Genomic DNA, 26,859 nt, shown 5'->3' with positions numbered 1-26,859 from the left:
ATTACAGGGCCTTGGGATCGGGACCGAAGCGGTTGTCACCGGTGGTGCCGGAACTGAGGCCGATCCACAGCAGGAAACCGAGATTGACCAGGCAGATCACGGCCATCATGCCCATCGCCGGAGCGAGCAGGGCAAAGATGGCGGCGGGGTCTTCATTGTCGAGGGCCGTGGCATTGGTGATGGCCGAAAAGCCGATTGTACCGATACCGACGACCAGGGCGACGATAGTCACGACCCACGGGATGGCCACCAGCCAGCCGGTCTGACCCATGTCGTGCAGCCGCTTCACGGCGATGGCGAGATTGGGCCAGATCAGGACGAGGGCGATCAGGCCGCCGAGAATCGGAATCCAGCCGGCGACGACGCTGACGCCGAGCAGGATCAGCCAGCCGATCCAGAAATGCGAGCGCCGGATGCGGCCCTCAAACGAAAACAGCAGGGTCTTCCAGTCGAAGCCCGGAACCTGGGTGGACATGTCGGTGGTCATTGCTCGCCCTCCTGCGCGATCAGGGGGCTGACGTTGATCGAACATTGCTCCCCGAACAAGTTAAAAGGAGCTCACATATGGCCTTTCATGAGGTGAGCCTGCCGGCGCGGCTGGCCTTCGGTTCGACCGGGGGTGTGGAGCGGCGCACCGAGGTGGTGACGCTGGGCTCGGGCTTCGAGCGGCGGTCGACGCCCTGGGCCCAGGGGCGGCGGCGCTATCTGATCGGGGCGAACCTGCGGTCGCTGGACGACATGGCGACCCTGACCGCCTTCTTCGAGGCGCGGCGGGGGCGGCTGTACGGGTTCCGGTTTCGCGATTTCGCCGATTTCAAATCCAGCTCGCCCGGGGCGGTGGTGACGGCGACAGACCAGATTCTGGGGACCGGCGACGGCGTGGCGACGGTGTTTGCGCTGGGCAAGGCCTATGGCGACCAGATGCGGGACATCACCAAGCCGGTGGCGGGATCGGTTCGGGTGGCAGTGGATGGTGCCGAGCTGGACGGGACAGCATTCAGTGTCGAGGCGACGACTGGGGATGTGACCCTGGCGGTGCCGCCGGTCACCGGAGCCGAAGTGACGGCGGGCTTCGTCTTCGACACGCCGGTGCGGTTCGACGCCGACCGGATCGAGGTGACGCTGGAGACCTTCGGCGCGGGCCGGATGGTGGCCATGCCGCTGGTCGAGATCAGGGTCTGAACCCATGCGCGACATACCGGAGGAGATGGCGGCCCGTATCGAGAGCGGGACGGCGACCCTGTGCCATGTCTGGCGACTGACGCGGCGCGACGGGGTGGTGACGGGGTTCACCGATCACGACCGCGATCTGACCGTGGACGGGGTGGTGTGCCGGGCGGCAAGCGGCTGGATGGCGGGTGCGGGCGAGAGTGCCGTCGGGTCGACGGCGGGAAGCTTCGTCGCCAGCGGCGGACTGGACGATGACGCCCTGACCGAGGCCGATATCCGCGCCGGCCGCTATGACGGGGCCCGGGTGGCGCTGTGGCGGGTCGACTGGCGCGAGCCGACGCTGGCGGTGCGGCTGTGGACCGCGACCCTGACCCGGCTGCGGCGGGAGGGTGAGGGGCTCGTCGCCGAGATGGAGGGGCCGCTGGCGGCGCTGGAACGGGTGGTCGGGCGGACCTATGGCCGCGACTGTGATGCGGTTCTGGGCGACGGGCGGTGTCGGGTCGATACGACGGCCTTTCCCGGGCAGGGCTGCGACAAACGCTGGGCGACCTGTACCGGGGTGTTCGGCAATGGGCTCAATTTCCAGGGCTTTCCCGACATTCCCGGCGACGACTTCCTGACGGCCCATCCGGTCGGGGGTGGACGCCATGACGGCGGGAGTCGGCGATGAGGGCGGCGGCGCTGGAGGCGGCGCGCAGCTGGCTGGGCACGCCCTACCGGCATCAGGCCAGTGTGAAGGGCGAGGGGGCGGACTGTCTGGGGCTGGTGCGCGGCGTCTGGCGCGAACTGTACGGGACGGAGCCGGAAGCGGCCCCGCCCTACAGCGCCGACTGGGCCGAGGTCGGGGGGGAGGAGACCCTGCTGGCGGCGGCGCGGCGCCGGCTGATCGAGATTCCGGCGGGGCAGGCGGAGCCGGGGGATGTGCTGCTGTTCCGGATGAGCGCCGGGGCCCCGGCCAAACACTGTGCGGTGCTGAGCGAGGACGCGGGGGCCGAGTGGCGGATGATTCACGCCTATTGGGGCCGGTCGGTGGTCGAGAGCTGGATGGGAAGCTGGTGGCGACGGCGGCTGGTTGCGGCCTTCACCTGGCCAGGCGTGACGGACGGAGGCAGCTGAATGGCGCAGGTGGTGCTGGGCGGGATCGGCGCGGCGGTCGGCGGTGGCGTCGGCCAGACGATCGGGGCGGCCCTGGGCGGGATGGCCGATCGCGGTCTGGTCGCCTCGCTGTCGCCGGCGCGGCAGCGGGGACCGCGGCTGGAGTCGCTGAAGATCCAGTCGTCGGCCGACGGTGCGCCGATGGCCTGTGTGTTCGGGCGGGCACGGGTGACGGGTCAGGTGATCTGGGCGGCGCGGTTTCTGGAAAGCCGCACCACGCATTCGGGCGGCAAGGGCGGGCCGCGGACGGTCGATTACGACTATGCGCTGAGCTTCGCCGTGGCCCTGTGTGAGGGGCCGATCGACGGGGTCGGCCGGGTCTGGGCTGACGGCCGGCCGATGGACCTGGCCGGGGTGACGATGCGGGTTTATCGCGGCACCGAAGACCAGATGCCGGACCCGCTGATCGAGGCGGTGGAGGGGACGGCCCCGGCCTGTCGCGGTACGGCCTATGTGTTGTTCGAGGACCTGCCGCTGACGCCCTATGGCGACCGGCCGCCGCAGCTGGCCTTCGAGGTGTTCCGCCGGGCGCGGGGCGGCGAACCGCGACTGGAGGACCGGCTGGAGGGTGTGTGCCTGATCCCCGGGGCCGGGGAGTTCGTGCTGGCCACCGAGGCGGTGCTGCGGCGTGAGGGCCTGACCCGGACGGTGGCCGAGAACGTCAGCAATGGTCAGGGGCGGCCGGACCTGGAGGTATCGCTGGACCAGTTGCTGGTGCAGTGCCCGAACCTGAAGCGGGTCAGTCTGGTGATCGGCTGGTTCGGCGACGACCTGCGCGCCGGGTCGTGTGTCATCCGGCCGGGGGTCGAGCGACGCGACAAGCCGACTGAACCGTTCGACTGGTCGGTGGCGGGTCTGGATCGGGGCGGGGCGCATCTGATCTCGCAGGTGGGTGGGGGGCCGGCCTATGGCGGGACACCATCGGACGAGACGGTGCGGCAGGCGGTGGCGGCGCTGAAGGCGCGCGGGCTGGCGGTGACCCTGTACCCCTTCGTCTTTATGGACATACCGGCCGACAATGCCCTGCCGGACCCCTATGACGGGGCGCGGCAGGCGGCCTATCCGTGGCGCGGGCGGATCCGCGGCGAGGACGGGGCCGGGGCGACAGCCGAGGTGGCGAGCCTGTTCGGGACAACCGGTGGCTGGGGCCTGCGGCGGCTGGCGCTGCACTATGCCGGACTGGCGGCCGGGACCGGGGCGGACGGCCTGTTGATCGGCTCGGAGATGCGGGGGCTGACCTGGACGCGGGACGTGGACGGTGGGTATCCGGCGGTGGCGCAGCTGCGGACCCTGGCGGCCGAGTGCCGGGCTGTGACCGGGCCGGGAGTGAGCCTGTCCTATGCCGCCGACTGGTCGGAGTATTTCGGCCATCACGACGGCGATGACGTGATCTTTCACCTCGATCCGCTGTGGGCCGACGTCGATGTCGATTACGTCGGCATCGACTGGTACCCGCCGCTGGGGGACTGGCGTGACGGGGATGGCGGGGTCGATGCGGCGAACCATCCGGGGCCGGACGACCCGACCTATCTGGCCGGTCAGGTCGCCGGGGGCGAGGGCTTCGACTGGTTCTATGCGGATGCAGCGGACCGGGTGGCGCAGCTGCGTACTGCGATTGTCGATACCGCCCATGGCGAGGACTGGGTGTTCCGGCCCAAGGACCTGACCGGCTGGTGGTCGAATGTCCACCACGACCGGCCGGGCGGGGTGCGGGCACAAACCCCGACGGCCTGGGTGCCGGGGATGAAGCCGATCCGTCTGACCGAGTTCGGCTGTGCGGCGGTGGATCGGGGCGGTAATGCGCCGAACCTGTTTCAGGACCCCAAGAGCGCGGAGAACAGTCTGCCACCGTCTTCGACCGGGGGCCGTGATGACCGGATGCAGCGGCGGGCGCTGGAGGCGGTGCTGCAGCATTTCGATGAACCCGCGCACAATCCGGTCTCGGCGGTCTATGGCGGGCCGATGCTGGAGGGGGCTGACGTCTGGTGCTGGGACGCGCGGCCCTGGCCTGACTTTCCGGCCCGGCTGGAGCGCTGGGCCGACGCCACCGCCTGGCGGGCCGGGCACTGGCTGAACGGCCGGATGGGCGGAGATACGACTGATCTGCTGGCCGCCATTCTGAAGCGGACCGGGGTGGCCGGGGATGACTTCACGGTCGGGCCGGTGCCGGGAACGGTGGCGGGCTATGTCATCGACCGACCGATGCGGACGCGGGACGCGCTGGAACCCCTGCTGGCGGGTCTGGACGTAATCGCCGCCGAGCGCGGCGGGCGGATCGCGATCCTGGGGGCTCCTGAGAGCATCCTGCCGCTGGACCCGTCGGCGCTGGCGCTGGGCGAGGAAGGGGCGAGCTGGGCCGCCAGTCGGGATCTGGAGCCGCGACCGGGTACGGCGCGGGTGCGGTTCATCGACGCCGACAGCGATTATCAGACCGGATCGGTGACTGTGCGTTCGGACGGTGACGACGGGGCGGTAGACCTGGACCTGCCCGCCGTCTGCGGCACGGGGCTGGCGCGGGCCACGGCCGGACGGCTGATCGGTGGGGACGAGATCGAGGCCCTGACGCTCAACCCGGGGCCGTTGGCGGCGCTACAGCTGGAACCGGGCGACGGGGTCAGCCTGGCGGGAGTGCCGGGTCTGTGGCGGGTCGTCCGGGCGACCCTGGACGAAAGCCCGGTGGTGGAGGTGCGGCGCTACCGTAGCCCTGACGATGGTGCCGGCGACGGGGCCGTGCGGACGGGGGACGCCGCGGTGGTGGCCGGTGCGCCGCTGTTGCGGATGCTGGATCTGCCGGCCCTGCCGGGACAGGAGTCCGACGGGCGGCCAGTGGCGGTGGTGGCGGCCGATCCCTGGCGAACGATGGCCGTGCATGCCGGAGCGTCGATTGAAGCCCTGACCCAAAGAGCGATGATCGACAGACCGGCCACGGTCGGGGCGTTGGTCGAGTCCCTGGAGCCGGGGGTTCGCCATCGCTGGGATACGGTTCATGCCTTGACGCTCCGGGTCGAGGGACGGGCCCCGATGAGCCGGACGGCGGCGGCGGTGCTGGCCGGCGGCAATCTGGTGGCAGTCGAGGCGGGGGGCGGGTGGGAACTGGTCCAATTTCGCAGCGCCACCCTTGTCGAGGGCGATGTCTGGCGGCTGGACGGGTTGTTGCGGGGGCAGCAGGGCACGGAACGGGAAATGTCCGCCGGAGCCGGGATCGGGTCTGTGGTGGTGTTTCTCGACGACGCGCCGGGGCGGGCCGAGGTCGGACCGGCGGAGCGGGGACTGGCGCTACGCTGTCGGGCCGGACCGGCGAGCATGCCGCCGGGCAGGGTGGGGTTCAGCGCGGTGGATTTCACCTTTGATGGTCTGATCGACCGCCCCTGGAGCCCGGCTCATCTGCGAGTGGAGCCGGACGGCGCGGGCGGGCTGAAAATCGACTGGGTCCCGCGGGTGCGGCTGTACGGCGACCGCTGGGACGGGGAACCGGTGTCGGTCGATGCGGCCTTGTACCGGCTGCGGGTACTGGAGGTCGGGATTGAGCGGCGGGTGATCGAGACGGCGGGAACGGAGACAGTCTATCCGGCGGCGGCGTTGGCGGAGGATTTTCCCGAAGGTCCCGGAGCCGGGGCCGAGGTAGCCGTGTGCCAGTGGAACCCGGGATTCGGCTGGGGAACCGAAGCCGTCGTTTCGATCGGTGTAGCGTGACGGATTCGCATCCCCCCTTTGCGCGACCGGGTGCATGGCTTAACTGACGCACTGCAACCGGATGGAGCGAAGAGCGAACGTGGCTGGCGATCCCTACAAGGAACTTGGCGTATCCAGGGGCGCGAGCGCGGACGAGATCAAGAAAGCTTTCCGCAAGCTCGCCAAGGAACTCCATCCCGACAAGAATCCGGGCAACACGACTGCGGACGAACGGTTCAAGCGGATTACCGCGGCCTTTGACCTGCTGGGTGACGCCGAGAAGCGGGCCAAATACGATCGTGGCGAAATCGACGCCGACGGACGCGAACAATTTCGCGGCGGTGGCGGTTTCGCCGGTGCGCGTGGCGGAGCTGGCGCTCCCGGGGGCGGACGGCCCGGTTTCGAGAATATCGATCTGGATGAGTTGTTTGGCATGTTCGGCGGCAGCGCGGGCCGTCAGGGCGAACGTCCGGGACCGACACGCGGGCAGGACATCCGCGCCACGCTGGAAATCAGCCTGGAGGATTCGATCGCCGGTACGACGCGCCGCATCCAGTTTTCGGACGGACGCACACTGGATGTGGCCATTCCCAAGGGGGCGGCCGACGCCCAGATGATCCGCCTACGCGGACAGGGGGCTCCGGGACGGGGTGGCCCTGCGGGCGACGCCCTGATCGAGCTGAAGATCGCGCCTCATGCGCTGTACAGTCGCGACGGCGGTGACCTGACCATGGACTTGCCGGTGTCGGTCCCCGATGCGGTGCTGGGTGGAAAGATCCCGGTCCGGACCCCGGAGGGTACGGTCAGCATGACCATTCCCAAGGGCTCGAACTCGGGACAGGTGCTGCGCCTGAAGGGGCGGGGTGCCTATGCCGCCGGCAAGCGTGGCGACCTTCTGGCCCGGCTGGTCGTGACGCTGCCGGACCAGCCGGACGACGCCCTCGTCAAATTCGCCACCGACTGGCGCAACAAGCGTCCGTACCGGCCGGGGAAATAGGGTGGTGACCTGGCCGACGATGAAGCCTGAACGGCCGTGGTTCTCGGCCGGACCCACTGCCAAGAGGCCCGGCTGGTCGTCACAGGGGCTGTCCCACGCCCTGCTGGGGCGGGGGATTCGCGCGCCCGAGGTGGTCGAACGCTTTGCCCACGGGCTGAGACTCACGCGGCAGGTGCTGGAGGTCCCGGAGGACTGGGTGCTGGTCTATACACCCGGTTCGGACACGGGCGCGGTCGAGGCGGCCCTGTGGTCGATGTTAGGGCAGCGGCCGGTGCAGGTGCTGGCCTTCGAGAATTTCGGCCAGCAGTGGGCGATCGACGTGCGCGATCACCTGAAGCTGGAGCCGGAGGTGCTGACGGCTCCATGGGGCGAATTGCCCGACCTGTCGCGCGTCGATCCGGACAAGGATCTGGTGTTTCCGTGGAACGGCACGACCTCGGGCGTGTGCATGCCGAATGCGGACTTCATCGCTGCGGACCGGGAGGGGCTGGCCATCTGTGACGCCACCTCGGCGGCATTCGCCATGCCCTTGCCGTGGGCGCGGCTGGATGTGGTGACCTTCTCGTTCCAGAAGGCGCTGGGCGGTGAGGCCGGAATCGGCGTGGTGGCCCTGTCGCCCCGGGCCGTGGCAAGACTGGATGCCTATGAGCCGCCGCGGGCGGTGCCCAAGGTCTTGCGACTGCGTGACGGCAAGGGTTTCGACCGGGCGCTGGCCTCGGGATCGATGATCAACACCTATTCGGTCTGGACACTCGAGGACTGGATCGACGGCCTGGAATGGGCACAGGCAATTGGCGGGCTGGACGCCCTGATTGCCCGGACCGGGACCAATGCGGCGGCGCTGGGCTCCTGGGTCGAGCGCACGCAGTGGATCGATTTTCTGGCCGGGGACCCGGCGAGCCGGTCGACGACCTCGGTCTGTCTGAAAATCGTCGATGACCGGGTCGTGGCTTTGGACGAGGCGGGTCGGCAGGCCTTCGTCAAGCGGATGAAGGCCTTGCTGGAAGGCGAGGGGGCAGCGTTTGACGTGGAATCCCATCGCAATGCGCCTGCGGGGCTGCGAGTCTGGTGTGGCTGTACTGTCGAGACGGCGGATATTGTGGCGATGACGCCGTGGCTGGATTGGGCTTTCGAGAGCGCAATCGCTGAACTGGGTGCATGAGAATTCGTCCAATGGGACGACATCCGGCGATTCCCCGGCTATAGGCTGCGCCCGCATTCCCCAACCCCGGGCCGCGGAGAACAATCTTGGCAAATGTCGCAGTAGTCGGTGCCCAGTGGGGCGACGAGGGCAAGGGCAAGATTGTCGACTGGTTATCAAACCGGGCTGACGTCGTGGTCCGGTTCCAGGGCGGGCACAACGCCGGCCACACGCTGGTCGTCGGAAACACCACCTACAAGCTGAGCCTGCTGCCGTCCGGGGTGGTGCAGGGCAAGCCATCGGTGATCGGCAATGGCGTTGTGGTCGACCCCTGGGCCCTGATGGACGAGATCGGTCGCATCGAGGCGCAAGGCATTACGATCACGCCGGATCTTCTGACCCTGGCCGATAATGCCTGTCTGATCCTGCCGCTGCATCGCGACCTGGACCAGGCGCGCGAGGCCCAGGCCGGCAAGACCAAGATCGGCACCACCGGACGCGGTATCGGTCCGGCCTATGAGGACAAGGCGGGGCGGCGGGCGATCCGCGTCGGGGATCTGGCCGATCCCGAGGCGCTGGACGCCAAGATCGAGCGGTTGCTGGCGCATCATAACGCCCTGAGGAAGGGGCTGGGTCTGGCCGAGGTCGATGTCGCCGGGCTGAAGACCGCCCTGCTGGAAATCGCGCCCAAGGTGCTGCCCTTCGCCAGCCAGCCGGTGTGGCGGATGCTCGACCAAGCCTATCGTGACGGCAAACGCATCCTGTTCGAGGGGGCCCAGGGTTCGCTGCTCGACGTCGATCACGGGACCTATCCCTATGTGACCTCGTCCAACACGGTGGCGGGTCAGGCGGCGGCGGGATCCGGGCTGGGGCCGCGGTCGGTCGGCTATGTACTGGGTATCGTAAAAGCCTACACGACCCGGGTCGGAGAAGGGCCGTTTCCGACGGAACTGTTCGACGATAACGGCAAGCGTATCGCCGAACGCGGACGCGAATTCGGCACGGTCACCGGCCGGGCACGGCGCTGCGGCTGGTTCGATGCGGTGCTGGTGCGGCAGTCGATCGCCATCAACGGCATTCACGGGATCGCCCTGACCAAGCTGGATGTGCTGGACGGGTTCGACGAGCTGAAGATCTGCACCGGCTATCGCATCGGCGAGCGGGTGCTGGACTATCTGCCGGCGGGCATGAAGGACCAGGCGGCGGCCGAGCCGATCTATGAAACCATCGAGGGCTGGTCCGAGAGCACCCAGGGCGCGCGTTCGTGGAAGGACCTGCCGGCCAATGCGATCAAATATGTACGCCGGATCGAGGAATTGATCGCGGCTCCGGTGGCGCTGCTGTCGACCAGTCCCGAGCGGGACGACACCATATTGATGCACGATCCCTTTCAGGGGTGAGATTGTCCCTGGGGTGTCGTTCAAGAGCTCTTAACCGGCGGGCTGTATGACAGGCATAGTTTTGGGGGGTGCCTTGTGTTCGCAGTTGATAATCGCATGCTCGCCCGGCTGGCCCCGACCGTCGGACGCACCCTGATCGTCGAGCCCAATATGCAGGCGGCACGGCTTTTGAGCGATCTGATGAAAGGTCTGGGTGCGCGAAACATCTATGTCGAGCAAACCGCTGCCAAGGCCATGATCCGGGCGGCCGACCTGGAACCCGGGATCGTCTTTACCGAACATGTAGGCCCCGGGCTGGACGGCGAGGCCTTTGTTCGCCAGCTCAGACGATCACACCTCGGCTGCCGTAGCGCGCCTGTGATCATGGTGACCGCTGTGGCGACCGCGAGCTCCATCAAGGGCGCGCGCGACGTCGGTGTGCACGAATTCCTGCGCAAGCCGTTCACCAGTGCCGATCTGCTCAAACGGGTCGAGAATGTCGCGTTGAAACCCCGCGACTGGGTCGAGGGGGTTGCCTACGTCGGTCCGGACCGCAGGCGATTCAACTCCGGTGAATATTCCGGCCCCCAGAAGCGCAAGAATGACGCTCCGGTCGGGGCCGCGGCCGAGATCGCCGCGGTCAAGGACCAGGCGCTGCGCATTTTGGCGGCGGCCCTGACACAGTTCGATAATGATCCGGTTCAGGCCGTGCGCGCGGTGACACAACAGGCGATCACGCTGAAGGCGCTGGGACTCAAGATATCCAACACGCGCCTGGTGGTGGCGGCGTCAGCGCTTGAGGTTTGTCTTTCCGGGACCACGCCGACCCGGGCCAGTCTGAGCGCGCCGATCAGGGGTTTGCTCGCCCTGGCCGACCCCAAGCCACTCCAAAAGACCGGCTAGGACAAAACCGGACATCTTTTCCGGCGTCTGACCCAGGTTGTCAGACGCCGGAAATGTTCAGAGACCGGTCAGCGATCAGGCATCGACGAGGTTGCGTTCTTCCGCCGCGGCCCGCATCGCCTTCTGCAGCTTCTCGAAAGCGCGTACCTCGATCTGGCGCACCCGTTCGCGGCTGACGCCGTACTGGCCGGCCAGTTCCTCGAGGGTGACCGGGTCGTCCTTGAGGCGGCGCTCGGTCAGGATGTGCTTTTCGCGGTCGGTCAGCTCTTCCATGGCTTCCTGCAGCAGACCCATCCGCAGCGACTTTTCCTCGCTCTCGGCCAGGGCGGTTTCCTGGGAGACGGCGGTGTCGTCGGCCAGCCAGTCCTGCCATTCGCTTTCCCCGTCCGAGCGCAGCGGGGCGTTCAGCGAGGCGTCGCCGTTGAGGCGACGGTTCATATTGGTGACCTCTTGCTCGGACACGCCCAGCTTGGTGGCGATGGCCGACAGGTGTTCGGGGTGCAGGTCGCCTTCCTCGAAGGCCGAGATCTGGCTCTTGGCCTTGCGCAGGTTGAAGAACAGCTTCTTCTGCGCGGCGGTGGTGCCCATCTTCACGAGCGACCAGCTGCGCAGGATATATTCCTGGATCGAGGCGCGAATCCACCACATGGCGTAGGTCGCCAGGCGGAAGCCCTTGTCCGGATCGAATTTCTTGACCGCCTGCATCAGGCCGACATTGCCCTCGGAGATCACCTCGCCGATCGGCAGGCCATAGCCGCGATAGCCCATGGCAATCTTGGCCACGAGACGCAGGTGCGAGGTGACGAGGCGGTGGGCGCTCTCGGAGTCCTGGTGCTCGCTCCAGCGCTTGGCGAGCATGAATTCCTCATCCTTGGTCAGCATGGGGAATTTGCGGATTTCAGTCAGGTATCGCGACAGTCCCTGTTCAGGCGACATCACCGCGAGAGATTTAACAGCAGCCATGGTTCGTGGTCCCTCCGACCCAGATACGAGCGGGTCCTTCGGTTCCAGCCACCTTGCGTGCACCGGTTCCTCACCCCTCAACGAAACAAGTAGCGACGGGTTTCCGCCATTGTTAGGGGCAGATCGTCACAGGCTCTCGCGAGCGTGGCCGTGGCGCCACGGGTTCGTCTGACGCGACGTATATCGAAGAGTGGGTCCTTTTTCAATACTTACATGTCAGACTGGCTGACTGTCGGGCGAAAATCCCGTCACAGACCGGCGAGGGCAGCTTCCAGCTGCTGCATGTCCGCAGGCGGTTCGGTTTCGAATCGCAGGGCCTCGCCGGTAACCGGGTGGACGAAGCCCAGCACGGCGGCGTGCAGGGCCTGACGGGTCAGGCCTGCCTCGGCGATCAGGGTGCGCACGACCGCCGCCGGGCTGCCCGAGCCATAGACGGGGTCACCCAGCAGGGGCGAGCCCTTGGACGCCAGATGGACCCGGATCTGGTGGGTGCGCCCGGTGTGCAGGGTGCAGGCAACGCGGGCGGCCATCGGCGCGGCCCCGGCCTTGGCCGGCACGCCGAAGCGGGCCTGGACCCGGTAGTCGGTGATGGCCTCGCGCCCGCCACTCTTGAGCACGGCCATCTTCTTGCGGTCGGCCGAGGAGCGGCCGATGCGGGTCTCGATCCGCCCCCATTCGGGCGAGGGGGCCCCACGCGTCAGGGCGATATAGGTGCGCTCGATGTCATGGGCGGCGAACAGGGCCGACAGGCCGGCGTGGGCCCGGTCGGTCTTGGCTGCGACCATGACGCCGGATGTGTGCTTGTCGAGCCGGTGGACGATGCCCGGACGGGCCACCCCGCCGATGCCGGACAGGGATGTGGCGCAATGGTGAAGTAAGGCGTTTACGAGGGTGCCGGTCTCGCTGCCGGGTGCCGGATGGGCGGCCATGCCGGCGGGTTTGTCGATGACGATCAGATCGGCGTCCTCGTACAGGACGGTCAGGGGGATGGCCTCGGGTAGTGGGTCGGCGGTGCTGATGGGCGGTGCCACGATGGCGTAGAGGCCGGCCATGGCCTTGGCCGAGCCGCTGGTTACGCGGCGGTCGCCATGATGGACGCACCCGGCCTCAATCAGGGCCTGGATGCGCGCCCGTGACAGTTCGGGGGCAGATTCGGCCAGGGCCTTGTCAAGACGGGCACCGACCTGGGCTGTCGTAATGACGACCTCCAGCACATCGCCGTCGGCGTTGCCGTCAGGTCCGGGCGAGTCTGCGGGCGATTCAGTCACTGTGGCGTCCATCCGGCGTCGGGGGCGACGCCGCTGATGCTTAGGCCATGGCGACGCAGGACGCCAAGCGACCTAATCAAGGCGTTCGATCAGACCGCTGACGGTGAGCCGGCGGATCAGGTCCTCGACCTCGTTATAGCCGAGATCGTCGGGGCCGAAGGCCAGACCGGACAGCGCACGTTCGACCACGACCCTCGGCGCTCGGGCGAAGGTCAGGTCGCCACTGGGCGCGATCAGGCGCAGCCCCCCGTCCTCGTCAATCAGACGCCACAGCGACGGCCGGGCCTGGTAGGTGCCGCCCAGCGGTTGCGAACCCTCCACGATGGTTCCGCGGACATCAGGTTCGCGCGCGCGGATGAACTGGTCGGTCAGCAGGTCCAGCGCACCGTCCAGGCGCGCGCGCTCGGGCAGCCGGGTCATCAAGGCGGCGAACCGGGTGCGGGCCTCGGCACGGTCGAAGTCGCGGTTGGCGAAGCCTGGCGGCAGGCTCTCGCGGAACGTCGGGTCGCCAACACAAACCTCCGATACAGCTTCCAGAACCAGCTCGGCCCAGGTCCGCACCAGCAGGCCGCAGGTGATGTGCAGCGATGCGGCGTCACCTGATGTCGAAGCATCATGCATCAGGCCGCGCGGGACATAGGCGCAGTCGCCCGCCTTGAGCACGAAGCTGTGCCGGGGCTCGCCGACGACGTGGCGTCCGGCCTTGAAGCGTTCGCCTCGATAGGGCGCTTCGACCGGGCGGTCATAGAGTCGCCAGGTCTTCTCGCCCTCGACCTGGAGGATGAAGACGTCGTGGTTGTCATAGTGGGTCTGAAAACCCTGGGAGCCGGGCGGAGTCAGGTAGATGTTGGTCTGGACGTGGCACGAAAACACGCGTTCTACCGCCCGGCAGAAGGCGGCCAGGACGATGTCGGACTGGTGCAGCTGGTTCAGGATCACGGTAGCGCCGCGGCGATAGAGACGAGCTACCGCCACCCGGTCGATCGCGCCGTTGTCGGACACAAAATCGGACGCTTCCACTGAACGGTTCGCGTCGACCATGCTGAGCATGCCTTCGCGCAAGTCCAGCTCGGCGATCTTGCGATCTACCGCGGCGATCGACAACAGCGTCCGGAAGTGGTCCGGGTCGCCATGATGGACGACGACCGGTTCGCGTTCGTAGAGGTCGGCCAAAAAGCCGTCCGCAGCTTCGCCAAGCAGCCAGGGCAGGGGTTCGGTGAGGTGGCTCTCCGTCGGGTGTGTCACGCGCAGCCGGCGATCGCTAGCCGCGCCGGCCGGAGCTGGACCGGTCGTTGGGATCAGAATCCGTCCCGCTGTGGCCTGAGCCGGGGCTGTCGGTGGGGTCGGAATCCGTTACGCCGCTTTGACGGCCCCGGCCGCGACCGGATTCGTCGCTGCTGTCGGAGTCCGTCCCGTCAGTCCTGCCGCCACGCCCGTGGCCAGACCTGTCGGTGCTGTCGGAGTCGGTCACACCGGTCCGTCGGCCGCGACGTCCCTGACCGGCAGTGTCCGTGGTGTCGGAATCCGTGACACTGTTGCGCCTCCCCCGCCCGCCTCGACCCTGGCTGACCTCGTCATGGGTGTCGGAATCGGTGAGGCCCGTGTTGCGGCCACTACCGACTCGATCCGAAGGGTCGCTATCGGTTGTTGCGGCCCCCCGCCCGTGGCCGAGGGCGTCCCGGGAATCGGAATCCGAGATGCCCCCCCGGCCCGCATTCACCGCGTCATGGCTGTCGGTGTCGGTGTGGCCGGTATGACCGTAACCCGGGATCGCGGCGCAACCCGTGACCGTCGCCATCGCGCCGCCAGCAACCACGGCACCGCCCACGATCCGCGCCATGAAGGAACGACGGTCCAATCGTCCGCTGCCGGACATTGATTCTTCCCTTCCCGAACCGGTGAACGCTCACAAGACCGGCTCATCTCATGCGATCAATGTATCACGGGTACCTGAATGGGAGAACGGGGATGGTGAAGATTCGGATCGGAACCCGTCGGTCAGCAGGCGGGTCCGGATACTCCGTTGCAGACGGCGGCATGCGCCTCAGCATGTCGGGGCAGCAGGTGTATCAATGAGGGCGAATTTGATGTTCGAGCCCGATCCAGGTCAGGATGGCAAAGGGGTGGGGGAGAACGAACCATGAAACATCTGATTTTGGCGGCGGCGGGGGCTGTTTCGATGCTGGCATTGGGCAGTTGCGCCACCATGAGCGAGGACCAGTGCCTGGCCGGGGCCTGGGGCGAGCAGGGCTATGCCGACGGCCGGAGCGGTCTGCTGGCCAGCCGTCTCGAGGACCATGCCAGCGCCTGTGCGAAATTCGATGTGGTCCCGAACAGTCGGGCCTATTTCTCGGCCCGCGAGGACGGCTTGCGCGAATATTGTACACCAGTGCGCGGCTTCCAGGTCGGCCGGGAGGGCTCGACCTATGCCGGCGTCTGCCCGTCGCAACTGGAGGTCGGGTTTCTGCCGGCCTATCAGGACGGACAGATGGTCTATGCGGCGGAACAGGCCGTGTCGTCAGCCCGGTCCCGCGTCGAGAGCTTCGGGGCCCGGGCCGAGCATCTGGATGAGAAGATCATCGCCAAACAGGCCGAACTGCGGGCCGAGGGTCTGACCGACGCCGAGCGCGACCAGATCCGGGAGCGGATCGGCGAAATCCGTCACGAGCGGGGGGACGTGATCCGCGAATGGCGTCGGGCCCAGGACGAGGTCGATGACGCCGAACACCGTGCGCGTGACGTGCGCTACCATTTCGCGGACCTGTACGGACGCTGGTAGCGGCGGCGGCGTAAAGCGACGCCGCCTGTTACCTCAGGACGCGGCCTTGAGCAGTCGACCGAACTGCGGATCGAGGTCGCCCTTGGCATAGCGGCGGGCCATTTCGGCGGTCGATTTGGGCCGGATCTGCGAGGCCTGACCTTCGCAGCCGAACTGCACGAACCGCTCCTGACAGAGTTTGCGCATCGCCTCCTTGGCCGGCTTCATCCAGGCGCGCGGATCGAACTCACCGGGCTTTTCCGCCAGCAGCTTCCGCACCGCCCCGGTCATGGCCATGCGGTTGTCGGTGTCGATATTGATCTTGCGCACGCCGTGCTTGATGCCGCGCTGGATTTCCTCGACCGGCACGCCCCAGGTCTGGGGCATCTCGCCGCCGTACTGATTGATGATGTCCTGCAGGTCCTGCGGCACTGACGATGAGCCGTGCATGACCAGATGGGTGTCAGGCAGACGGCGGTGGATCTCCTCGATCACATTCATGGCCAGCACCTCGCCGTCCGGCTTGCGGCTGAATTTATAGGCCCCGTGGCTGGTGCCCATGGCGATCGCCAAGGCGTCAACCCGGGTCTGCTGCACGAAGTCGACGGCCTGATCGGGGTCGGTCAGCAGGGCGGAATGATCCAGCTTGCCCTCGAAGCCGTGGCCGTCCTCGGCCTCGCCCATGCCGGTTTCCAGCGACCCCAGCACACCCAGCTCGCCCTCGACCGAGACGCCGCAGCTGTGGGCCATCTGCACAACGCGGCGGGTGACCTCGACATTGTATTCGTAGCTGGCCGGCGTTTTGGCGTCCTCTTCCAGCGACCCGTCCATCATCACCGAGGTGAACCCGTACTGAATGGCCGTGGCACAGGTGGCCGGACCGTTGCCGTGGTCCTGGTGCATACAGACCGGAATGTGCGGATACAGCTCAGCGAGAGCGTCGATCAGCTTGGCCAGGACGATGTCGTTGGCATAGTTGCGGGCTCCGCGGCTGGCCTGGATGATGACCGGCGCGTTGACCGCCTCGGCCGCCTCCATGATGGCCAGACCCTGTTCCATATTGTTGATGTTGTAGGCTGGGAGGCCGTAGTCGTTCTCGGCGGCGTGGTCGAGCAGCTGTCGCAAGGTGATGCGGGCCATCGGGATACTCCTGGGCGGCGTAGTATTTGCCGGTGGTTTAGCGTCAGAGGCGGCCGAAGTCACGCATTGTAACGGCCCGAATGTGCCCGTCGCGGTCGGTCAGACCTTCAGCGCCTCGACCCCCGGCAAGGGCTTGCCCTCCATCCATTCGAGGAAGGCCCCGCCCGCGGTGGAGACGAAGGTCATGTCGTCGACAACGCCCGCATGGTTCAGGGCCGCGACGGTGTCGCCGCCGCCGGCGACGGCTACCAGGGCCCCCGTCTTGGCCAGCTTCGCCGCGGCCTGGGCAGCCTTGACCGTGGCGGCGTCGAACGGCGGCACCTCGAACACACCCAGCGGGCCGTTCCAGATCAGGGTGCGCGACAGGGCCATGGCCTTGATCAGCTTCTCGACCGTCAGCGGCCCGGCATCGAGGATCTTCTCGTCGTCGGCGATGGGTTCGCGGGCCAGGACGGTGCGGGTTTCGGCGCCGGGCTTCACCTCGGTGGCGATGACGACATCGATCGGCAGCAGGATTTCACAGCCCCTGGCCGCCGCCTCGGCGAGGATGGCGATGGCCGTGTCGGCCAGGTCCTTCTCGCACAGCGACCCTCCGACATCGACGCCCTGGGCGTGCAGGAAGGTGTTGGCCATGCCGCCGCCGATGGCCAGCCGGTCCAGCTTGCCGACCAGATTTTTCAGCAGGTCCAGCTTGGACGAGACCTTGGACCCGCCGACGATGCCCAGCACCGGCTTCTGCGGATTGCCGAGGGCGGCATCCAGCGCGTCGAGCTCGCGCCGCATCGATTCCCCGGCATAGGCCGGCAGCAGGTGCGCGATCCCCTCGGTCGAGGCGTGGGCGCGGTGGGCGGCCGAGAAGGCGTCGTTCACATACAGATCACCCAGCCCGGCCATGGCCTGGGCGAAGCCGGGGTCATTGGCCTCTTCCGACGCATGGAAGCGCACATTCTCCAGCAGCAACACGCCGTCGGATTCCAGATGATCCAGCGCCGAGCGGGCGTGCGGCCCGACGCAGTCGTCGGCGAAATGCACTGGAACCCCCAGCAGGTCGGACAGGGGCGCGACCACCGGCTTCAGGCTCATCGACGGCACGTGCTGGCCTTTCGGCCGGTCGAAATGCGCCAGCAACACGACCCGGGCCCCGGCCTTGCGCAGTCGCTGGATGGTCGGCAGGGCAACGCGCAGCCGGGTGTCGTCGGTGACCTTGCCGCCCTCCATCGGCACGTTGAAGTCCACGCGGACGAGGGCGGTCTTGCGGGCAAGATCTTTGGCGTCGTCGAGGGTGCGGAAGGTCATAAGATATTCCTGTCTCCTCCCTGTTCGCGCAGCGAATGGGGAGGTGGCGCGACGCGGCTTCGCGTCGTGACGGAGGGGCTGTTCACCCCGAAACAAGTGCGGTGGTCAGAACCCCTCCACCGCTTCGCGGTCCCCCTCCCCATCGCTCCGCGACAGGGAGGAGACTCCAACCTAGATCAGTTTGCTCATCACCAGCGCCGTGTCGGCCATCCGCGTGGCGAAGCCCCATTCGTTGTCGTACCAGGTCAGGACGCGGGCCAGGGTGCCGTCGACGACCTGGGTCTGGGGCAGGGCGGCGGTGGACGAGGCAGCGATGTGGTTCAGGTCGCAGGACACCAGCGCCTCATCGGTGGTGAACAGCACCCCCTTCATCGGACCATCAGCGGCGGCCTGCAGGGCGGCGTTGATCTCGGCCACGGTGGTCTCGCGACCGGCGACGACCTTCAGGTCGACGACCGAGACGTTGGGGGTCGGGACGCGGATCGACGAGCCGTCCAGCCTGCCCTTCAGGGCCGGCAGCACCAGACCCAGGGCCTTGGCGGCCCCGGTCGAGGTCGGGATCATCGACAGCGCCGCAGCGCGACCGCGGTACAGGTCCTTGTGCATCGTATCCAGCGTCGGCTGGTCGCCGGTGTAGGAGTGGATGGTGGTCATATAGCCGCGCTCGATGCCGAACAGGTCGTTCAGCACCTTGGCCACCGGGGCCAGGGCGTTGGTGGTGCAGCTGCCGTTGGAGACGATGATGTCGTCGGCGGTCAGGGTCTCGTGATTGACCTTGTAGACGATGGTCTTGTCCGCTCCGTCGCCGGGCGCCGAGATCAGGACCCGCTTGGCCCCGGCCTTCAGGTGGGCCGCCGCCTTGTCGCGCGCCGTGAAGATGCCGGTGCATTCAAAGGCGATGTCGACGTTGAGTGCCTTGTGCGGAAGGTTGGCCGGGTCGCGCTCGGCGGTGACCTTGATCTTGCCGAGGCCGACGTCGATCCAGTCCTCGCCGCTCTCGATCGTGCCGGGGAAGCGGCCGTGCACCGAGTCATACTTCAGCAGATGGGCATTGGTGGACACCGGGCCCAGATCGTTGATCGCCACCACCTCGATGTCGCGACGGCCGTGCTCGACGATCGAACGCAGAACAAGACGGCCGATACGGCCGAAACCATTGATGGCGACGCGGACGGTCATGGGCGGGGCTCCTGAAGCGGTGTGTGTGATTGGCGCTTCAATGGAACCGACGCGCGCGCGGATCAACCCCGGGCCGCATAACAAGGGGTGATGGAGTGTAACGCCTCAGGCCAGCGTCAGGGTCAGCCGGGCCGTCAGACCGCCACCCGGCCGGGTCTGCAGCACCACATCGCCGCCGTGCGCCCGGGCCGCCTGACGCGCTACGCTGAGGCCGAGGCCCGCCCCGCCGGTCTCGCGGTTGCGTGACCGTTCGCCGCGATAGAAGGGCTCGAACACGGCCTCCAGCTCGGATTCGGCCAGACCGGGGCCGTCGTCCTCGATCGTGATCACGGCGGTGCCGTCCAGGGCCGCGGCGCCGACGCGGGCCCCGCCGCCGAATTTGACGGCATTGGCGATCAGATTGGCCAGGGCCCGGCGCAGGGCGGCGGGATCGGCCACGACCGGCAGGAGCGCATCACCTCTGAAGGTCACGTTGGCCCCGGTCTCGCTGAAGCCCGTGGCACAGTCCGCCGCCAGTTCAGCCAGGTCGAAGGGCTCACTGCGGTCCGGGGCCACCTCGCCGCGCACATAGGCCATGGCCGTGGCGATCAGGGCATCCATCTCCTCGATATCGGCGGCCATGCGGTCGCGCACGCTGTCCGGGGCCTGTTCGGCGCGGAAGCGCAGCCGGGTCAGGGGCGTGCGCAGGTCATGGGCGATGGCGGCGACGGTCTGGCTGCGGCGACGCATGTGGTCGCGCAGGGCGGCCTGCATGTCGTTGAAGGCGTGGATGGCGGTGCGCACCTCGGTCGGGCCGGAGGCGACCATCGGCGCGGCGTCCGGGTCGGCCCCCAGCCGCTCGGCCGCCTCGGCGAAGACCCGGATCGGGCGGGTCAGCCGCCGGGCCATGATCCAGACCAGCGGGGCCAGCAGCAACAGGGAGATGCCCAGGGCGATCAGGATCCGCATCTGCCACGGCGACAGCAGGCCGTGCGGCGGGGTCACCGAGGCCCAGCGGCCGTCCGGCAGCCGCAGGGCCGCGCTGAACGGGGCGAAGGTCAATTTATCGGTGACCACGGTGAACTGATGGGTGGTGGTGTCGATGGTGATGGCCTCGGCCCCGGCCGGGGCCACGCGGCGCATATGCACCTCGGCCCGGACCTCACGGGTGGGGCCGGAATTGTCGGCTGTGTCCCCGGGACCGGCTCGCGGATTCCAGTGCCGCGGCTCCCCGTCGCCGGGGGGCGGGGGCTGCCCCCCGGGCCGGACGAAGACGAACTCGGTGCGCCGGTCCCGCTGTCCGGGTGGCGGCGGCTGGCGCTCGGGGCCCGGGCCGTGGCTGACCGCGACCCGCAGGGCCTCGGGCTCGACCTGAAGGCGCTGGGCCAGACCGGCACCGATGGCCAGGGCCAGCGATTCGCGCGGGTTGCCCGCCAGGTCCGGGGCCTTGTCTGACAGGTGGCGTTTCAGCGTACGCCCGTCCGAGGTTTGGGCCGGACGCCCCTGCAGGGCTTCGGCGGCGGCCTCGATACTGAAGCCGGCCGGGCGCGGCTCGGGGGCCAGCAGCACCACGCCGAAGGCCACGGCTTGGGACATGATCACGGCCAGGGTCGCCAGAGCCGCGACCTGAATCAACACCGGGAACGAGGCGGGCGACTTCATCGCCGTTCGACCTTCACGTCGAACATATAGCCCTCGCCGCGCAGGGTCTGGATCAGCTCCAGACCCGAGCCGTCGTCCAGCTTGCGCCGCAGCCGGCTGATCTGCACGTCCATGGCCCGGTCGAATACATCGGAGTCCGCACCCCGCGCCCGTTCCAGCAGCTGGTCGCGGGTCAGCACCCGCCCCGGGCTGTCGACGAAGGCGCGCAGCAGCGCGAACTCGCCCGCCGACAGGGGGACAACCCCGTCGTCCGGCCGGGTCAGCTCGCGCCTCATCAGGTCCAGACGCCAGCCGGCAAAGGCCAGCACGGCCCCGTCGGCCGGGCTGTCGTCGCGCGGGCGGCGCAGCACGGCGCGGATACGGGCCAGCAGTTCGCGGGGATTGCAGGGCTTGGCCAGATAGTCATCGGCCCCCAGCTCCAGCCCGATGATGCGGTCTGTATCCTCGCCCATGGCGCTGAGCATGACGATCGGCGGCCCCTTGCCCGTCAGGCGGCGGCAGACGGACAGGCCGTCTTCACCGGGCATCATCAGGTCCAGCACGATCAGGTCCGGGGCCCGCGCGGCCACGGCCCGGTCCATCTCGGCCGCCGAGGCTGCGCCGCTGGCCTGATAGCCGTGCTGGACCAGATAGTCGCACAGCACCTCACGGATGCCGGGGTCGTCGTCGACGACCAGAATGCGGGGGACGGAGGGCGGGTTCATCCCGGCCATAGTGACCGGGTCCGGCGTCGGCGTCATTTCAGGACTGAAACAATTCTCTCCGTCGCTGAAACATGACGGCAAGGGCAGCGTGGTCCAAGGTCGTCATAGCTTCACTGCAGAGAGATGCGCCATGCTGACCCTTTTGAACCTCGCCGCTGTCCTGACCATGCAGACGCCGCCGGCTCCGCCGCCGCCGCCGCATATGCGCACCGAGACCCGGGTCATGGTCATGGGCGATCATGACGGCCCCGGCGGTCTCGACAAGGACGGCGACGGCCAGCTGACCCGCGAGGAATTCACCGGACCGATGAACGACGCCTTCGCCCGGATGGATACCGACGGCAACGGTCGCCTGTCACACGAGGAACTCCGCGCCGGACATGGCCCCGGCGGCCCGGGGGGCGAGCATGAGATGATGATCTTCCGCGAGGGCCCCGGCGGCGGCGACGGACCCATGCGGCACCGGATGGAAAGGCACCGCACCGGTCCTGACGGCGGGCCGGGCGAGCGTGTCGAGGAACGCATCATGGTGATCACCGACGGTGCGCCCGGCGAGGACGACGATGAGCGCAACGTCTTTGTTCATCGTTCCGGCCCGGATGGCGGTCCGATGATGTGGAACGAAGCCGAAGGCGGTACCCGGATCGAGATCGAACGCACCGGCGGGGATGATCTCGACAGCGACGGCGACGGCAAGATTTCCGAAGCCGAATTCCTGGCCCCGATGCGCGCGGCCTTCGCCCGGATGGACGCCGACCACTCCGGAGCCATTGAGGCCGGCGAACGCGGCGGTGACCGCCAGGTCCGCGTCATCACCCGCCACCGTGAAGGCCCGGCTGGCGAATGAGGCATGCCCGGGCGCGATTGGGGTGAAACCCGCCGTACCCGTCTGGACAATATGAGCGTTGAGGGGGCTGCACCGGACGGTGCGGCCCCCTTTTTTTGGTCTAACCCCTGACCACCCGAACCTTGCCCGCTGCTTCGCGCGCCCGTTCCCGGGCCTGATCGACGCTGTCGCCGCGGGCGGTGGCCACACCCATGCGGCGGCGTTCATAGCTTTCGGGTTTGCCGAACAGGCGCAGGTCGGCGGTCGGCACCGACAGGGCCTCGGCCACGCCCTCGAAGGCGATGCCGACGGCGTCCATGCCGCCGTAGATGACGGCGCTGGCCCCGATGTCGCGCAGGGTCACATCGACCGGCAGGCCGAGGATGGCCCGCGCGTGCAGGGCGAATTCGCTCATCGTCTGGGTCGCCAGGGTCACCAGTCCGGTGTCATGCGGCCGCGGCGACACCTCCGAGAACCAGACCTCGTCGCCCTTGACGAACAGTTCGACCCCGAACACCCCCAGGCCGCCCAGCGCCTCCGTCACCTTGCCGGCGATGTCCTGCGCGCTGGCCAGCGCCGCCGCCGACATGGCCTGCGGCTGCCAGCTCTCGACATAGTCGCCCTTGACCTGGCGGTGGCCGATCGGGGCGCAGAAATCCGTTCTGACCTGACCGTCGGTGCCGATGGAACGCACGGTCAGCAGGGTGATCTCATAGTCGAAATCGATCCGGCCCTCGACGATGACCCGCGCCGTCTCGACCCGCCCGCCCGACTGGGCCCAGGCCCAGGCGTTGCCCGCGTCTTCCAGCGACTCGATGAACGACTGACCCTTGCCCGACGACGACATCACCGGCTTGACGTACACCGGCAGGCCGATGCGGTGCGCGGCCTCGGCCAGTTCGGCGGTGGACCCGGCGAAGGCATAGGGGCTGGTCGGCAGGCCCAGCTCCTCGGCCGCCAGACAGCGGATGCCCTCGCGGTTCATGGTCAGCTGCGTCGCCCGCGCCGTGGGGATGACCACCGCATGACCCGCCGCCTCGATCTCGGCCAGCACATCGGTGGCGATGGCCTCGATCTCGGGCACGATGATGTGCGGCATCTCGGCGGCGATGACCCCGGCCAGCACATGCGGGTCGGTCATCGGGATCACATGGCTGCGGTGGGCCACCGACATGGCCGGGGCATTGGCATAGCGGTCGACGGCGATGACCTCGATCCCCAGCCGCTGCAGCTCGATGGCCAGTTCCTTGCCCAGTTCCCCGGCCCCCAGCAGCATCACGCGGGTGGCGGAGTCGGACAGGGGCGTGCCGATACGGGTCATGGGGTCAGTCCTCGTTGCGGGCCGGTTCGATCAGGTCCCAGGCATTGCCGTACAGATCCTCGAACACCACCACCTTGCCATAGGCTTCGTGACGCGGCGTCTCGCGGAAGTGGACTCCCGCCGCCGACCAGGCGGCGTGGTCGCGCTCAAGGTCGTCGGTCTCCAGGAACAGCCAGACCCGGCCCCCGGCCTGATCGCCGACGCGGGCGATCTGTTCCGGCGTTGTGGCCCGGGCCAGCAGCAGGGAGGTCTGCCCGCCCTTCGGCGTGACCCGCACCCAGCGCTTGCCACCCCCCATGTCGGTGTCCTCGCTCAGGTCGAACCCCAGCATGCCGACATAGAAGGCGATGGCGGCATCATAGTCGCGGACCAGCAGGCTGACGGCCCCCAGGTGCGCCATGGCCTAGAGCCGCGCCTTCGCGGCTGCCACGATCGCTTCGGCGGTGATGCCGAACTCGCGGTATAGAACCTCGGCCGGGGCCGAAGCCCCGAACGACGACATGCCGATGAAGGCCCCGTCCTCGCCGATGAACCGTTCCCAGCCCTGTTTGATGCCGGCCTCGACGGCGACGCGCACCGTGCCGCGGCCGATGACCGAGGCCTGGTATTTGGCGTCCTGCTGTTCGAACAGTTCGAAACAGGGCACCGAGACGACCCGGGTCGGGGTGCCTTCGGCCTCAAGGGTGTCGGCGGCGGCCAGGGCCAGCGCCAGTTCGGTGCCCGTGCCGAACAGGGTCACCCTGGCCTCGCCCGAGGCGGCCCTGATCTCATAGGCCCCGCGGCCCGACAGGTTTTCCGACGCGGCGGCGACGCGAACCGCCGGGGTCTTCTGACGCGACAGGGCCATCGCCGACGGAGCGGTCCTGTGCTCCAGCGCCAGACGCCAGCACTCCATGGCCTCGATCGTGTCGGCCGGGCGGAACACCAGCAGGTTGGGAATGGCGCGCAGGGCGGCCAGATGCTCGACAGGCTGGTGGGTCGGGCCGTCCTCGCCCAGACCGATGGAGTCATGGGTCAACACATGCACGACCCTGAGGCCCATCAGGGCGGCCAGACGGATGGCCGGACGGCTGTAGTCCGAAAACACCATGAAGGTGCCGCCGTAGGGGATGATCCCGCCGTGCGCGGCCATGCCGTTCATGGCCGAGGCCATGCCGTGCTCGCGGATGCCCCAGTTGACGTAACGGCCGTCATAGGTCGGCGCGTCGAGGATGGCCGTGCCCTTGACGAAGGTGTTGTTCGAGCCGGTCAGGTCGGCCGAGCCGCCGATCAGTTCGGGAATGGCTCCGAACAGCTGGTCCAGCGCCGCGCCGGACGACTGGCGGGTGGCCTGGGCCGGCTTGGTCTCAACCAGCCCGGCGATGGCGGTCTCAAGCGCGTCAAAGGCCCCGGCCGGCAGGTCGCCCTTCATCGCCCGGGTGAATTCGGCGGCATGGGCCGATCCGGCGAGGCGGGCCTCCCAGGCCTTGCGGTGTTTGGCACCATGTTTGCCGACCTTGAGCCAGGCCTTGCTGATGGCCTCGGGCACCTCGAACGGGGCGGCGCTCCAGTGCAGGGCCTTGCGGGTGGCCTCGATCTCGGTGGCCCCCAGGGCGGCCCCGTGGGTCTTGTGGCTGCCTTCCATCGTCGCCGCGCCGCGTCCGATCTTGGTCTTGCAGGCGATCAGGGTCGGCTTCGACTGTTTCGTCGCCCAGGCCAGGGCCTTCTTGATCTCGCCCGTGTCGTGACCGTCGATGGTCTTTACGGCCCAGCCGCTGGCCTTGAACCGGGCCTGCTGATCGGTGGCGTCCGACAGGGCCACGGCCCCGTCGATGGTGATCGAATTGTCGTCCCACAGCACCGTCAGCTTGTTGAGCTTGTAGCGACCGGCCAGGGCGATGGCTTCCTGCGACACCCCCTCCATCAGACAGCCGTCACCGGCGATGACCCAGGTCCGGTGGTCGACCAGCTCATCGCCGAAGCGCGCCGCCATATGACGCTCGGCCATGGCGAAACCGACCGAATTGGCCAAGCCCTGACCCAGCGGCCCCGTTGTGGTCTCGACCCCGGGCATGTGGCCGTATTCAGGGTGCCCCGCCGTCTTCGACCCCCACTGGCGGAAATTCTCCAGCTCGGTGCGGGTCGCGGCCTTGTAGCCGGTCAGGTGCAGCAGGCTGTAGATCAGCATCGAACCGTGTCCGGCCGACAGGATGAAGCGGTCGCGATCGGCCCAGTCGGGCTGGCTTGCATCGAACTTCAGAAATTTGGAAAACAGCACCGTGGCCACGTCGGCCATGCCCATGGGCATGCCGGGATGGCCGCTTTTCGCCCTCTCTACTCCGTCCATGGCCAGGACGCGGATGGCGTCGGCCATCTGGTGCTGGGTCGCTTTTTCGGGGACGGAGGCAGATTGGGTCATGAACTGACCTTTCGAGAAGTCGAGGGAAATGGTGGCGCGCCGCTTTACCCCGGCGCGCTGGCGGGTTCTATAAGAAATCTGGAGGACGCGACCCAATGTCTGACGCCACCTTTGCTGCGAAGGAACGGATTGACCGTGCGCTGGCCCTGCTTGAGCGCAAGGTTCTGGAGCTGAAAGCCCGTCCGGCCACGGCTCCGGCAGTCGGTGACGACGATCTGTTTGCCGCCCGCTCCGGCCTGCCCGAGGACACGGCCCGCATCACCGAACTCGAATCCGCAGGCCGGGAGGCCGCTGGAGCCCTGTCGCGCGCCGCCGACGCGGTTCGCGACATGCTGGGCAGACAGACACAGGACGGACGGGACTGATGGCAACCGTCACTGTCGAGATCAACGGACGCCCCTACGCCGTCGGATGCGCCGACGGTCAGGAGGAGCGCGTGCGGATTCTGGCCAAACATTTCGACACCAGCGTGCGTCAGGTCGCCGGTGACGTCGGCCATGTCGGCGATATCCGCCTGTTCCTGATGGCGGCGCTGGTTCTGGCCGACGAACTGCACGAGGCCCGGCTGATCACGCAAAACGGGTCGCAGGCGGCGATTCCCGGTCCGGCGACGCCCGGCAGTGACGGCGTGGCCGAGGCCCTCAACGCCGTCGCCGCCCGTATCGAGAAAATCGCCCAGGGCCTGTGAATCAAACGCCATTGTCCGGACACAGGTGAACGCCTATGTTCCGCCCCGGCGGGTCTTGCTGCGGCCCTCGTCGAAGGCAACATTCCTCGCGACCTTAATTCACTCAAAGGGATCTGTCCCTGTCCGGGCTCGAGGGCCTGGGCATATGGAGCCCACCTGGCTACCCAGGTCTGAGAGGATTTCAACGCTCTTCACGGTTCTTGCGGCGCCGCCAACCCATCCTTCCGAGTGCGCTACCGTTCGCCGCGCGGCGGCTCACT

At 68.0% G+C, this 26,859-nt stretch carries 24 protein-coding genes; 12 read left to right on the top strand and 12 right to left on the bottom strand.

The annotated features are described in order from the left end of the window. Position 1 precedes the first annotated feature (1 nt). Positions 2 to 487: a DUF805 domain-containing protein gene (locus AAC050_RS01560; RefSeq protein ID WP_339913285.1), complete on the bottom strand. Its 486-nt coding sequence runs from the start codon at positions 485 to 487 to the stop codon at positions 2 to 4. A gap of 77 nt (positions 488 to 564) precedes the next feature. On the opposite strand from AAC050_RS01560, the gene AAC050_RS01555 reads away from it, so the two are divergent. The 8 genes from AAC050_RS01555 to AAC050_RS01520 all read left to right on the top strand — a co-directional run bounded on the left by AAC050_RS01555 (position 565) and on the right by AAC050_RS01520 (position 10,417). After that, entirely contained in the window at positions 565 to 1,182 is a 618-nt protein-coding gene (locus AAC050_RS01555; RefSeq protein WP_339913284.1) for a DUF2460 domain-containing protein, read from the top strand. A gap of 4 nt (positions 1,183 to 1,186) precedes the next feature. After that, positions 1,187 to 1,840, top strand: a complete 654-nt coding sequence (locus tag AAC050_RS01550; RefSeq protein WP_339913283.1) for a DUF2163 domain-containing protein — start codon at positions 1,187 to 1,189, stop codon at positions 1,838 to 1,840. Further along, complete coding sequence (locus AAC050_RS01545; protein ID WP_339913282.1) at positions 1,837 to 2,286, top strand: NlpC/P60 family protein; 450 nt, start codon at positions 1,837 to 1,839, stop codon at positions 2,284 to 2,286. Before AAC050_RS01550 ends, AAC050_RS01545 begins: the two co-directional genes overlap by 4 nt. Next, complete coding sequence (locus tag AAC050_RS01540) at positions 2,287 to 6,018, top strand: glycoside hydrolase/phage tail family protein (RefSeq protein WP_339913281.1); 3,732 nt, start codon at positions 2,287 to 2,289, stop codon at positions 6,016 to 6,018. Between the two features lie 79 nt (positions 6,019 to 6,097). Next, complete coding sequence (locus tag AAC050_RS01535; RefSeq protein WP_339913280.1) at positions 6,098 to 6,994, top strand: DnaJ C-terminal domain-containing protein; 897 nt, start codon at positions 6,098 to 6,100, stop codon at positions 6,992 to 6,994. Positions 6,995 to 7,013: 19 nt separating this feature from the next. Continuing rightward, the gene (locus AAC050_RS01530; protein ID WP_339913438.1) at positions 7,014 to 8,156 is read left to right on the top strand and encodes a phosphoserine transaminase; all 1,143 of its coding nucleotides are present in this window, start codon (positions 7,014 to 7,016) and stop codon (positions 8,154 to 8,156) included. An 86-nt stretch (positions 8,157 to 8,242) separates the two neighbouring features. Continuing rightward, on the top strand, positions 8,243 to 9,535 hold the full coding sequence (locus tag AAC050_RS01525; protein ID WP_339913279.1) for an adenylosuccinate synthase: 1,293 nt from the start codon (positions 8,243 to 8,245) through the stop codon (positions 9,533 to 9,535). A gap of 96 nt (positions 9,536 to 9,631) precedes the next feature. Continuing rightward, positions 9,632 to 10,417 carry a response regulator gene (locus AAC050_RS01520; RefSeq protein WP_339913278.1) on the top strand — a complete coding sequence of 262 codons (786 nt, stop codon included), beginning with the start codon at positions 9,632 to 9,634 and terminating at the stop codon, positions 10,415 to 10,417. A gap of 75 nt (positions 10,418 to 10,492) precedes the next feature. Here AAC050_RS01520 and rpoH read toward each other — a convergent pair whose 3' ends face one another. From rpoH to AAC050_RS01505, 3 genes are all read right to left on the bottom strand, one after another. Beyond that, positions 10,493 to 11,380, bottom strand: coding sequence for an RNA polymerase sigma factor RpoH (rpoH, locus tag AAC050_RS01515; RefSeq protein WP_339913277.1), 888 nt, complete (start codon positions 11,378 to 11,380; stop codon positions 10,493 to 10,495). Between the two features lie 248 nt (positions 11,381 to 11,628). After that, positions 11,629 to 12,594: an RluA family pseudouridine synthase gene (locus tag AAC050_RS01510; protein ID WP_339913437.1), complete on the bottom strand. Its 966-nt coding sequence runs from the start codon at positions 12,592 to 12,594 to the stop codon at positions 11,629 to 11,631. 126 nt (positions 12,595 to 12,720) lie between these two features. Then, the gene (locus AAC050_RS01505) at positions 12,721 to 13,893 is read right to left on the bottom strand and encodes a cupin domain-containing protein (RefSeq protein ID WP_339913276.1); all 1,173 of its coding nucleotides are present in this window, start codon (positions 13,891 to 13,893) and stop codon (positions 12,721 to 12,723) included. An 895-nt stretch (positions 13,894 to 14,788) separates the two neighbouring features. On the opposite strand from AAC050_RS01505, the gene AAC050_RS01500 reads away from it, so the two are divergent. Further along, entirely contained in the window at positions 14,789 to 15,427 is a 639-nt protein-coding gene (locus AAC050_RS01500) for a DUF2799 domain-containing protein (protein ID WP_339913275.1), read from the top strand. A 33-nt stretch (positions 15,428 to 15,460) separates the two neighbouring features. On the opposite strand, the gene fba is transcribed toward AAC050_RS01500, so the two are convergent. The 5 genes from fba to AAC050_RS01475 form a co-directional block, all read right to left on the bottom strand. Beyond that, positions 15,461 to 16,546: a class II fructose-bisphosphate aldolase gene (gene fba / locus AAC050_RS01495; protein WP_339913274.1), complete on the bottom strand. Its 1,086-nt coding sequence runs from the start codon at positions 16,544 to 16,546 to the stop codon at positions 15,461 to 15,463. Between the two features lie 99 nt (positions 16,547 to 16,645). Next, positions 16,646 to 17,842, bottom strand: coding sequence for a phosphoglycerate kinase (locus AAC050_RS01490; protein ID WP_339913273.1), 1,197 nt, complete (start codon positions 17,840 to 17,842; stop codon positions 16,646 to 16,648). A 171-nt stretch (positions 17,843 to 18,013) separates the two neighbouring features. Then, complete coding sequence (gene gap / locus AAC050_RS01485; protein ID WP_339913272.1) at positions 18,014 to 19,021, bottom strand: type I glyceraldehyde-3-phosphate dehydrogenase; 1,008 nt, start codon at positions 19,019 to 19,021, stop codon at positions 18,014 to 18,016. Positions 19,022 to 19,126: 105 nt separating this feature from the next. Beyond that, entirely contained in the window at positions 19,127 to 20,662 is a 1,536-nt protein-coding gene (locus AAC050_RS01480) for an ATP-binding protein (protein WP_339913271.1), read from the bottom strand. Beyond that, complete coding sequence (locus AAC050_RS01475) at positions 20,659 to 21,402, bottom strand: response regulator (RefSeq protein WP_339913270.1); 744 nt, start codon at positions 21,400 to 21,402, stop codon at positions 20,659 to 20,661. Before AAC050_RS01475 ends, AAC050_RS01480 begins: the two co-directional genes overlap by 4 nt. Positions 21,403 to 21,496: 94 nt before the next feature. Between AAC050_RS01475 and AAC050_RS01470 the strand changes: the two genes are divergently transcribed. Beyond that, positions 21,497 to 22,213 carry an EF-hand domain-containing protein gene (locus AAC050_RS01470; RefSeq protein WP_339913269.1) on the top strand — a complete coding sequence of 239 codons (717 nt, stop codon included), beginning with the start codon at positions 21,497 to 21,499 and terminating at the stop codon, positions 22,211 to 22,213. Between the two features lie 100 nt (positions 22,214 to 22,313). Here the strand turns inward: AAC050_RS01470 and purT are convergent, their stop codons facing one another. The 3 genes from purT to tkt are packed head-to-tail and all read right to left on the bottom strand — an operon-like array spanning position 22,314 to position 25,911. Continuing rightward, on the bottom strand, positions 22,314 to 23,513 hold the full coding sequence (gene purT, locus AAC050_RS01465) for a formate-dependent phosphoribosylglycinamide formyltransferase (RefSeq protein ID WP_339913268.1): 1,200 nt from the start codon (positions 23,511 to 23,513) through the stop codon (positions 22,314 to 22,316). 4 nt (positions 23,514 to 23,517) lie between these two features. Further along, positions 23,518 to 23,913 (bottom strand): VOC family protein, encoded by a 396-nt coding sequence (locus AAC050_RS01460; RefSeq protein ID WP_339913267.1) that lies wholly within the window; start codon positions 23,911 to 23,913, stop codon positions 23,518 to 23,520. A gap of 3 nt (positions 23,914 to 23,916) precedes the next feature. After that, positions 23,917 to 25,911: a transketolase gene (gene tkt / locus AAC050_RS01455; protein WP_339913266.1), complete on the bottom strand. Its 1,995-nt coding sequence runs from the start codon at positions 25,909 to 25,911 to the stop codon at positions 23,917 to 23,919. A 95-nt stretch (positions 25,912 to 26,006) separates the two neighbouring features. On the opposite strand from tkt, the gene AAC050_RS01450 reads away from it, so the two are divergent. Both AAC050_RS01450 and AAC050_RS01445 read left to right on the top strand, forming a co-directional pair. After that, positions 26,007 to 26,276: a hypothetical protein gene (locus AAC050_RS01450; protein ID WP_339913265.1), complete on the top strand. Its 270-nt coding sequence runs from the start codon at positions 26,007 to 26,009 to the stop codon at positions 26,274 to 26,276. Next, positions 26,276 to 26,599, top strand: a complete 324-nt coding sequence (locus AAC050_RS01445; protein ID WP_339913264.1) for a cell division protein ZapA — start codon at positions 26,276 to 26,278, stop codon at positions 26,597 to 26,599. The genes AAC050_RS01450 and AAC050_RS01445 overlap by 1 nt, the downstream gene beginning before the upstream one ends. Positions 26,600 to 26,859: the final 260 nt, after the last annotated feature.

Origin of the sequence: uncultured Brevundimonas sp., from assembly GCF_963974615.1 — a bacterium.
GTDB lineage: Bacteria > Pseudomonadota > Alphaproteobacteria > Caulobacterales > Caulobacteraceae > Brevundimonas.
Note: the sequence above shows the minus strand (reverse complement) of the source record. Positions and strands in the feature narration are given on the sequence as shown.

What these genes read in the sequence shown, in the direction of transcription:
- AAC050_RS01500 (WP_339913275.1), top strand. Translation starts at nt 14,789, where the DNA reads ATGAAACATCTGATTTTGGCGGCGGCGGGGGCTGTTTCGATGCTGGCA.
- AAC050_RS01555 (WP_339913284.1), top strand. Translation starts at nt 565, where the DNA reads ATGGCCTTTCATGAGGTGAGCCTGCCGGCGCGGCTGGCCTTCGGTTCG.
- AAC050_RS01560 (WP_339913285.1), bottom strand. Translation starts at nt 487, where the DNA reads ATGACCACCGACATGTCCACCCAGGTTCCGGGCTTCGACTGGAAGACC.
- AAC050_RS01490 (WP_339913273.1), bottom strand. Translation starts at nt 17,842, where the DNA reads ATGACCTTCCGCACCCTCGACGACGCCAAAGATCTTGCCCGCAAGACC.
- AAC050_RS01545 (WP_339913282.1), top strand. Translation starts at nt 1,837, where the DNA reads ATGAGGGCGGCGGCGCTGGAGGCGGCGCGCAGCTGGCTGGGCACGCCC.
- tkt (WP_339913266.1), bottom strand. Translation starts at nt 25,911, where the DNA reads ATGACCCAATCTGCCTCCGTCCCCGAAAAAGCGACCCAGCACCAGATG.
- gap (WP_339913272.1), bottom strand. Translation starts at nt 19,021, where the DNA reads ATGACCGTCCGCGTCGCCATCAATGGTTTCGGCCGTATCGGCCGTCTT.
- purT (WP_339913268.1), bottom strand. Translation starts at nt 23,513, where the DNA reads ATGACCCGTATCGGCACGCCCCTGTCCGACTCCGCCACCCGCGTGATG.
- AAC050_RS01530 (WP_339913438.1), top strand. Translation starts at nt 7,014, where the DNA reads ATGAAGCCTGAACGGCCGTGGTTCTCGGCCGGACCCACTGCCAAGAGG.
- rpoH (WP_339913277.1), bottom strand. Translation starts at nt 11,380, where the DNA reads ATGGCTGCTGTTAAATCTCTCGCGGTGATGTCGCCTGAACAGGGACTG.
- AAC050_RS01470 (WP_339913269.1), top strand. Translation starts at nt 21,497, where the DNA reads ATGCTGACCCTTTTGAACCTCGCCGCTGTCCTGACCATGCAGACGCCG.
- AAC050_RS01460 (WP_339913267.1), bottom strand. Translation starts at nt 23,913, where the DNA reads ATGGCGCACCTGGGGGCCGTCAGCCTGCTGGTCCGCGACTATGATGCC.
- AAC050_RS01475 (WP_339913270.1), bottom strand. Translation starts at nt 21,402, where the DNA reads ATGACGCCGACGCCGGACCCGGTCACTATGGCCGGGATGAACCCGCCC.
- AAC050_RS01540 (WP_339913281.1), top strand. Translation starts at nt 2,287, where the DNA reads ATGGCGCAGGTGGTGCTGGGCGGGATCGGCGCGGCGGTCGGCGGTGGC.
- AAC050_RS01520 (WP_339913278.1), top strand. Translation starts at nt 9,632, where the DNA reads ATGCTCGCCCGGCTGGCCCCGACCGTCGGACGCACCCTGATCGTCGAG.
- AAC050_RS01550 (WP_339913283.1), top strand. Translation starts at nt 1,187, where the DNA reads ATGCGCGACATACCGGAGGAGATGGCGGCCCGTATCGAGAGCGGGACG.
- AAC050_RS01445 (WP_339913264.1), top strand. Translation starts at nt 26,276, where the DNA reads ATGGCAACCGTCACTGTCGAGATCAACGGACGCCCCTACGCCGTCGGA.
- AAC050_RS01480 (WP_339913271.1), bottom strand. Translation starts at nt 20,662, where the DNA reads ATGAAGTCGCCCGCCTCGTTCCCGGTGTTGATTCAGGTCGCGGCTCTG.
- AAC050_RS01450 (WP_339913265.1), top strand. Translation starts at nt 26,007, where the DNA reads ATGTCTGACGCCACCTTTGCTGCGAAGGAACGGATTGACCGTGCGCTG.
- fba (WP_339913274.1), bottom strand. Translation starts at nt 16,546, where the DNA reads ATGGCCCGCATCACCTTGCGACAGCTGCTCGACCACGCCGCCGAGAAC.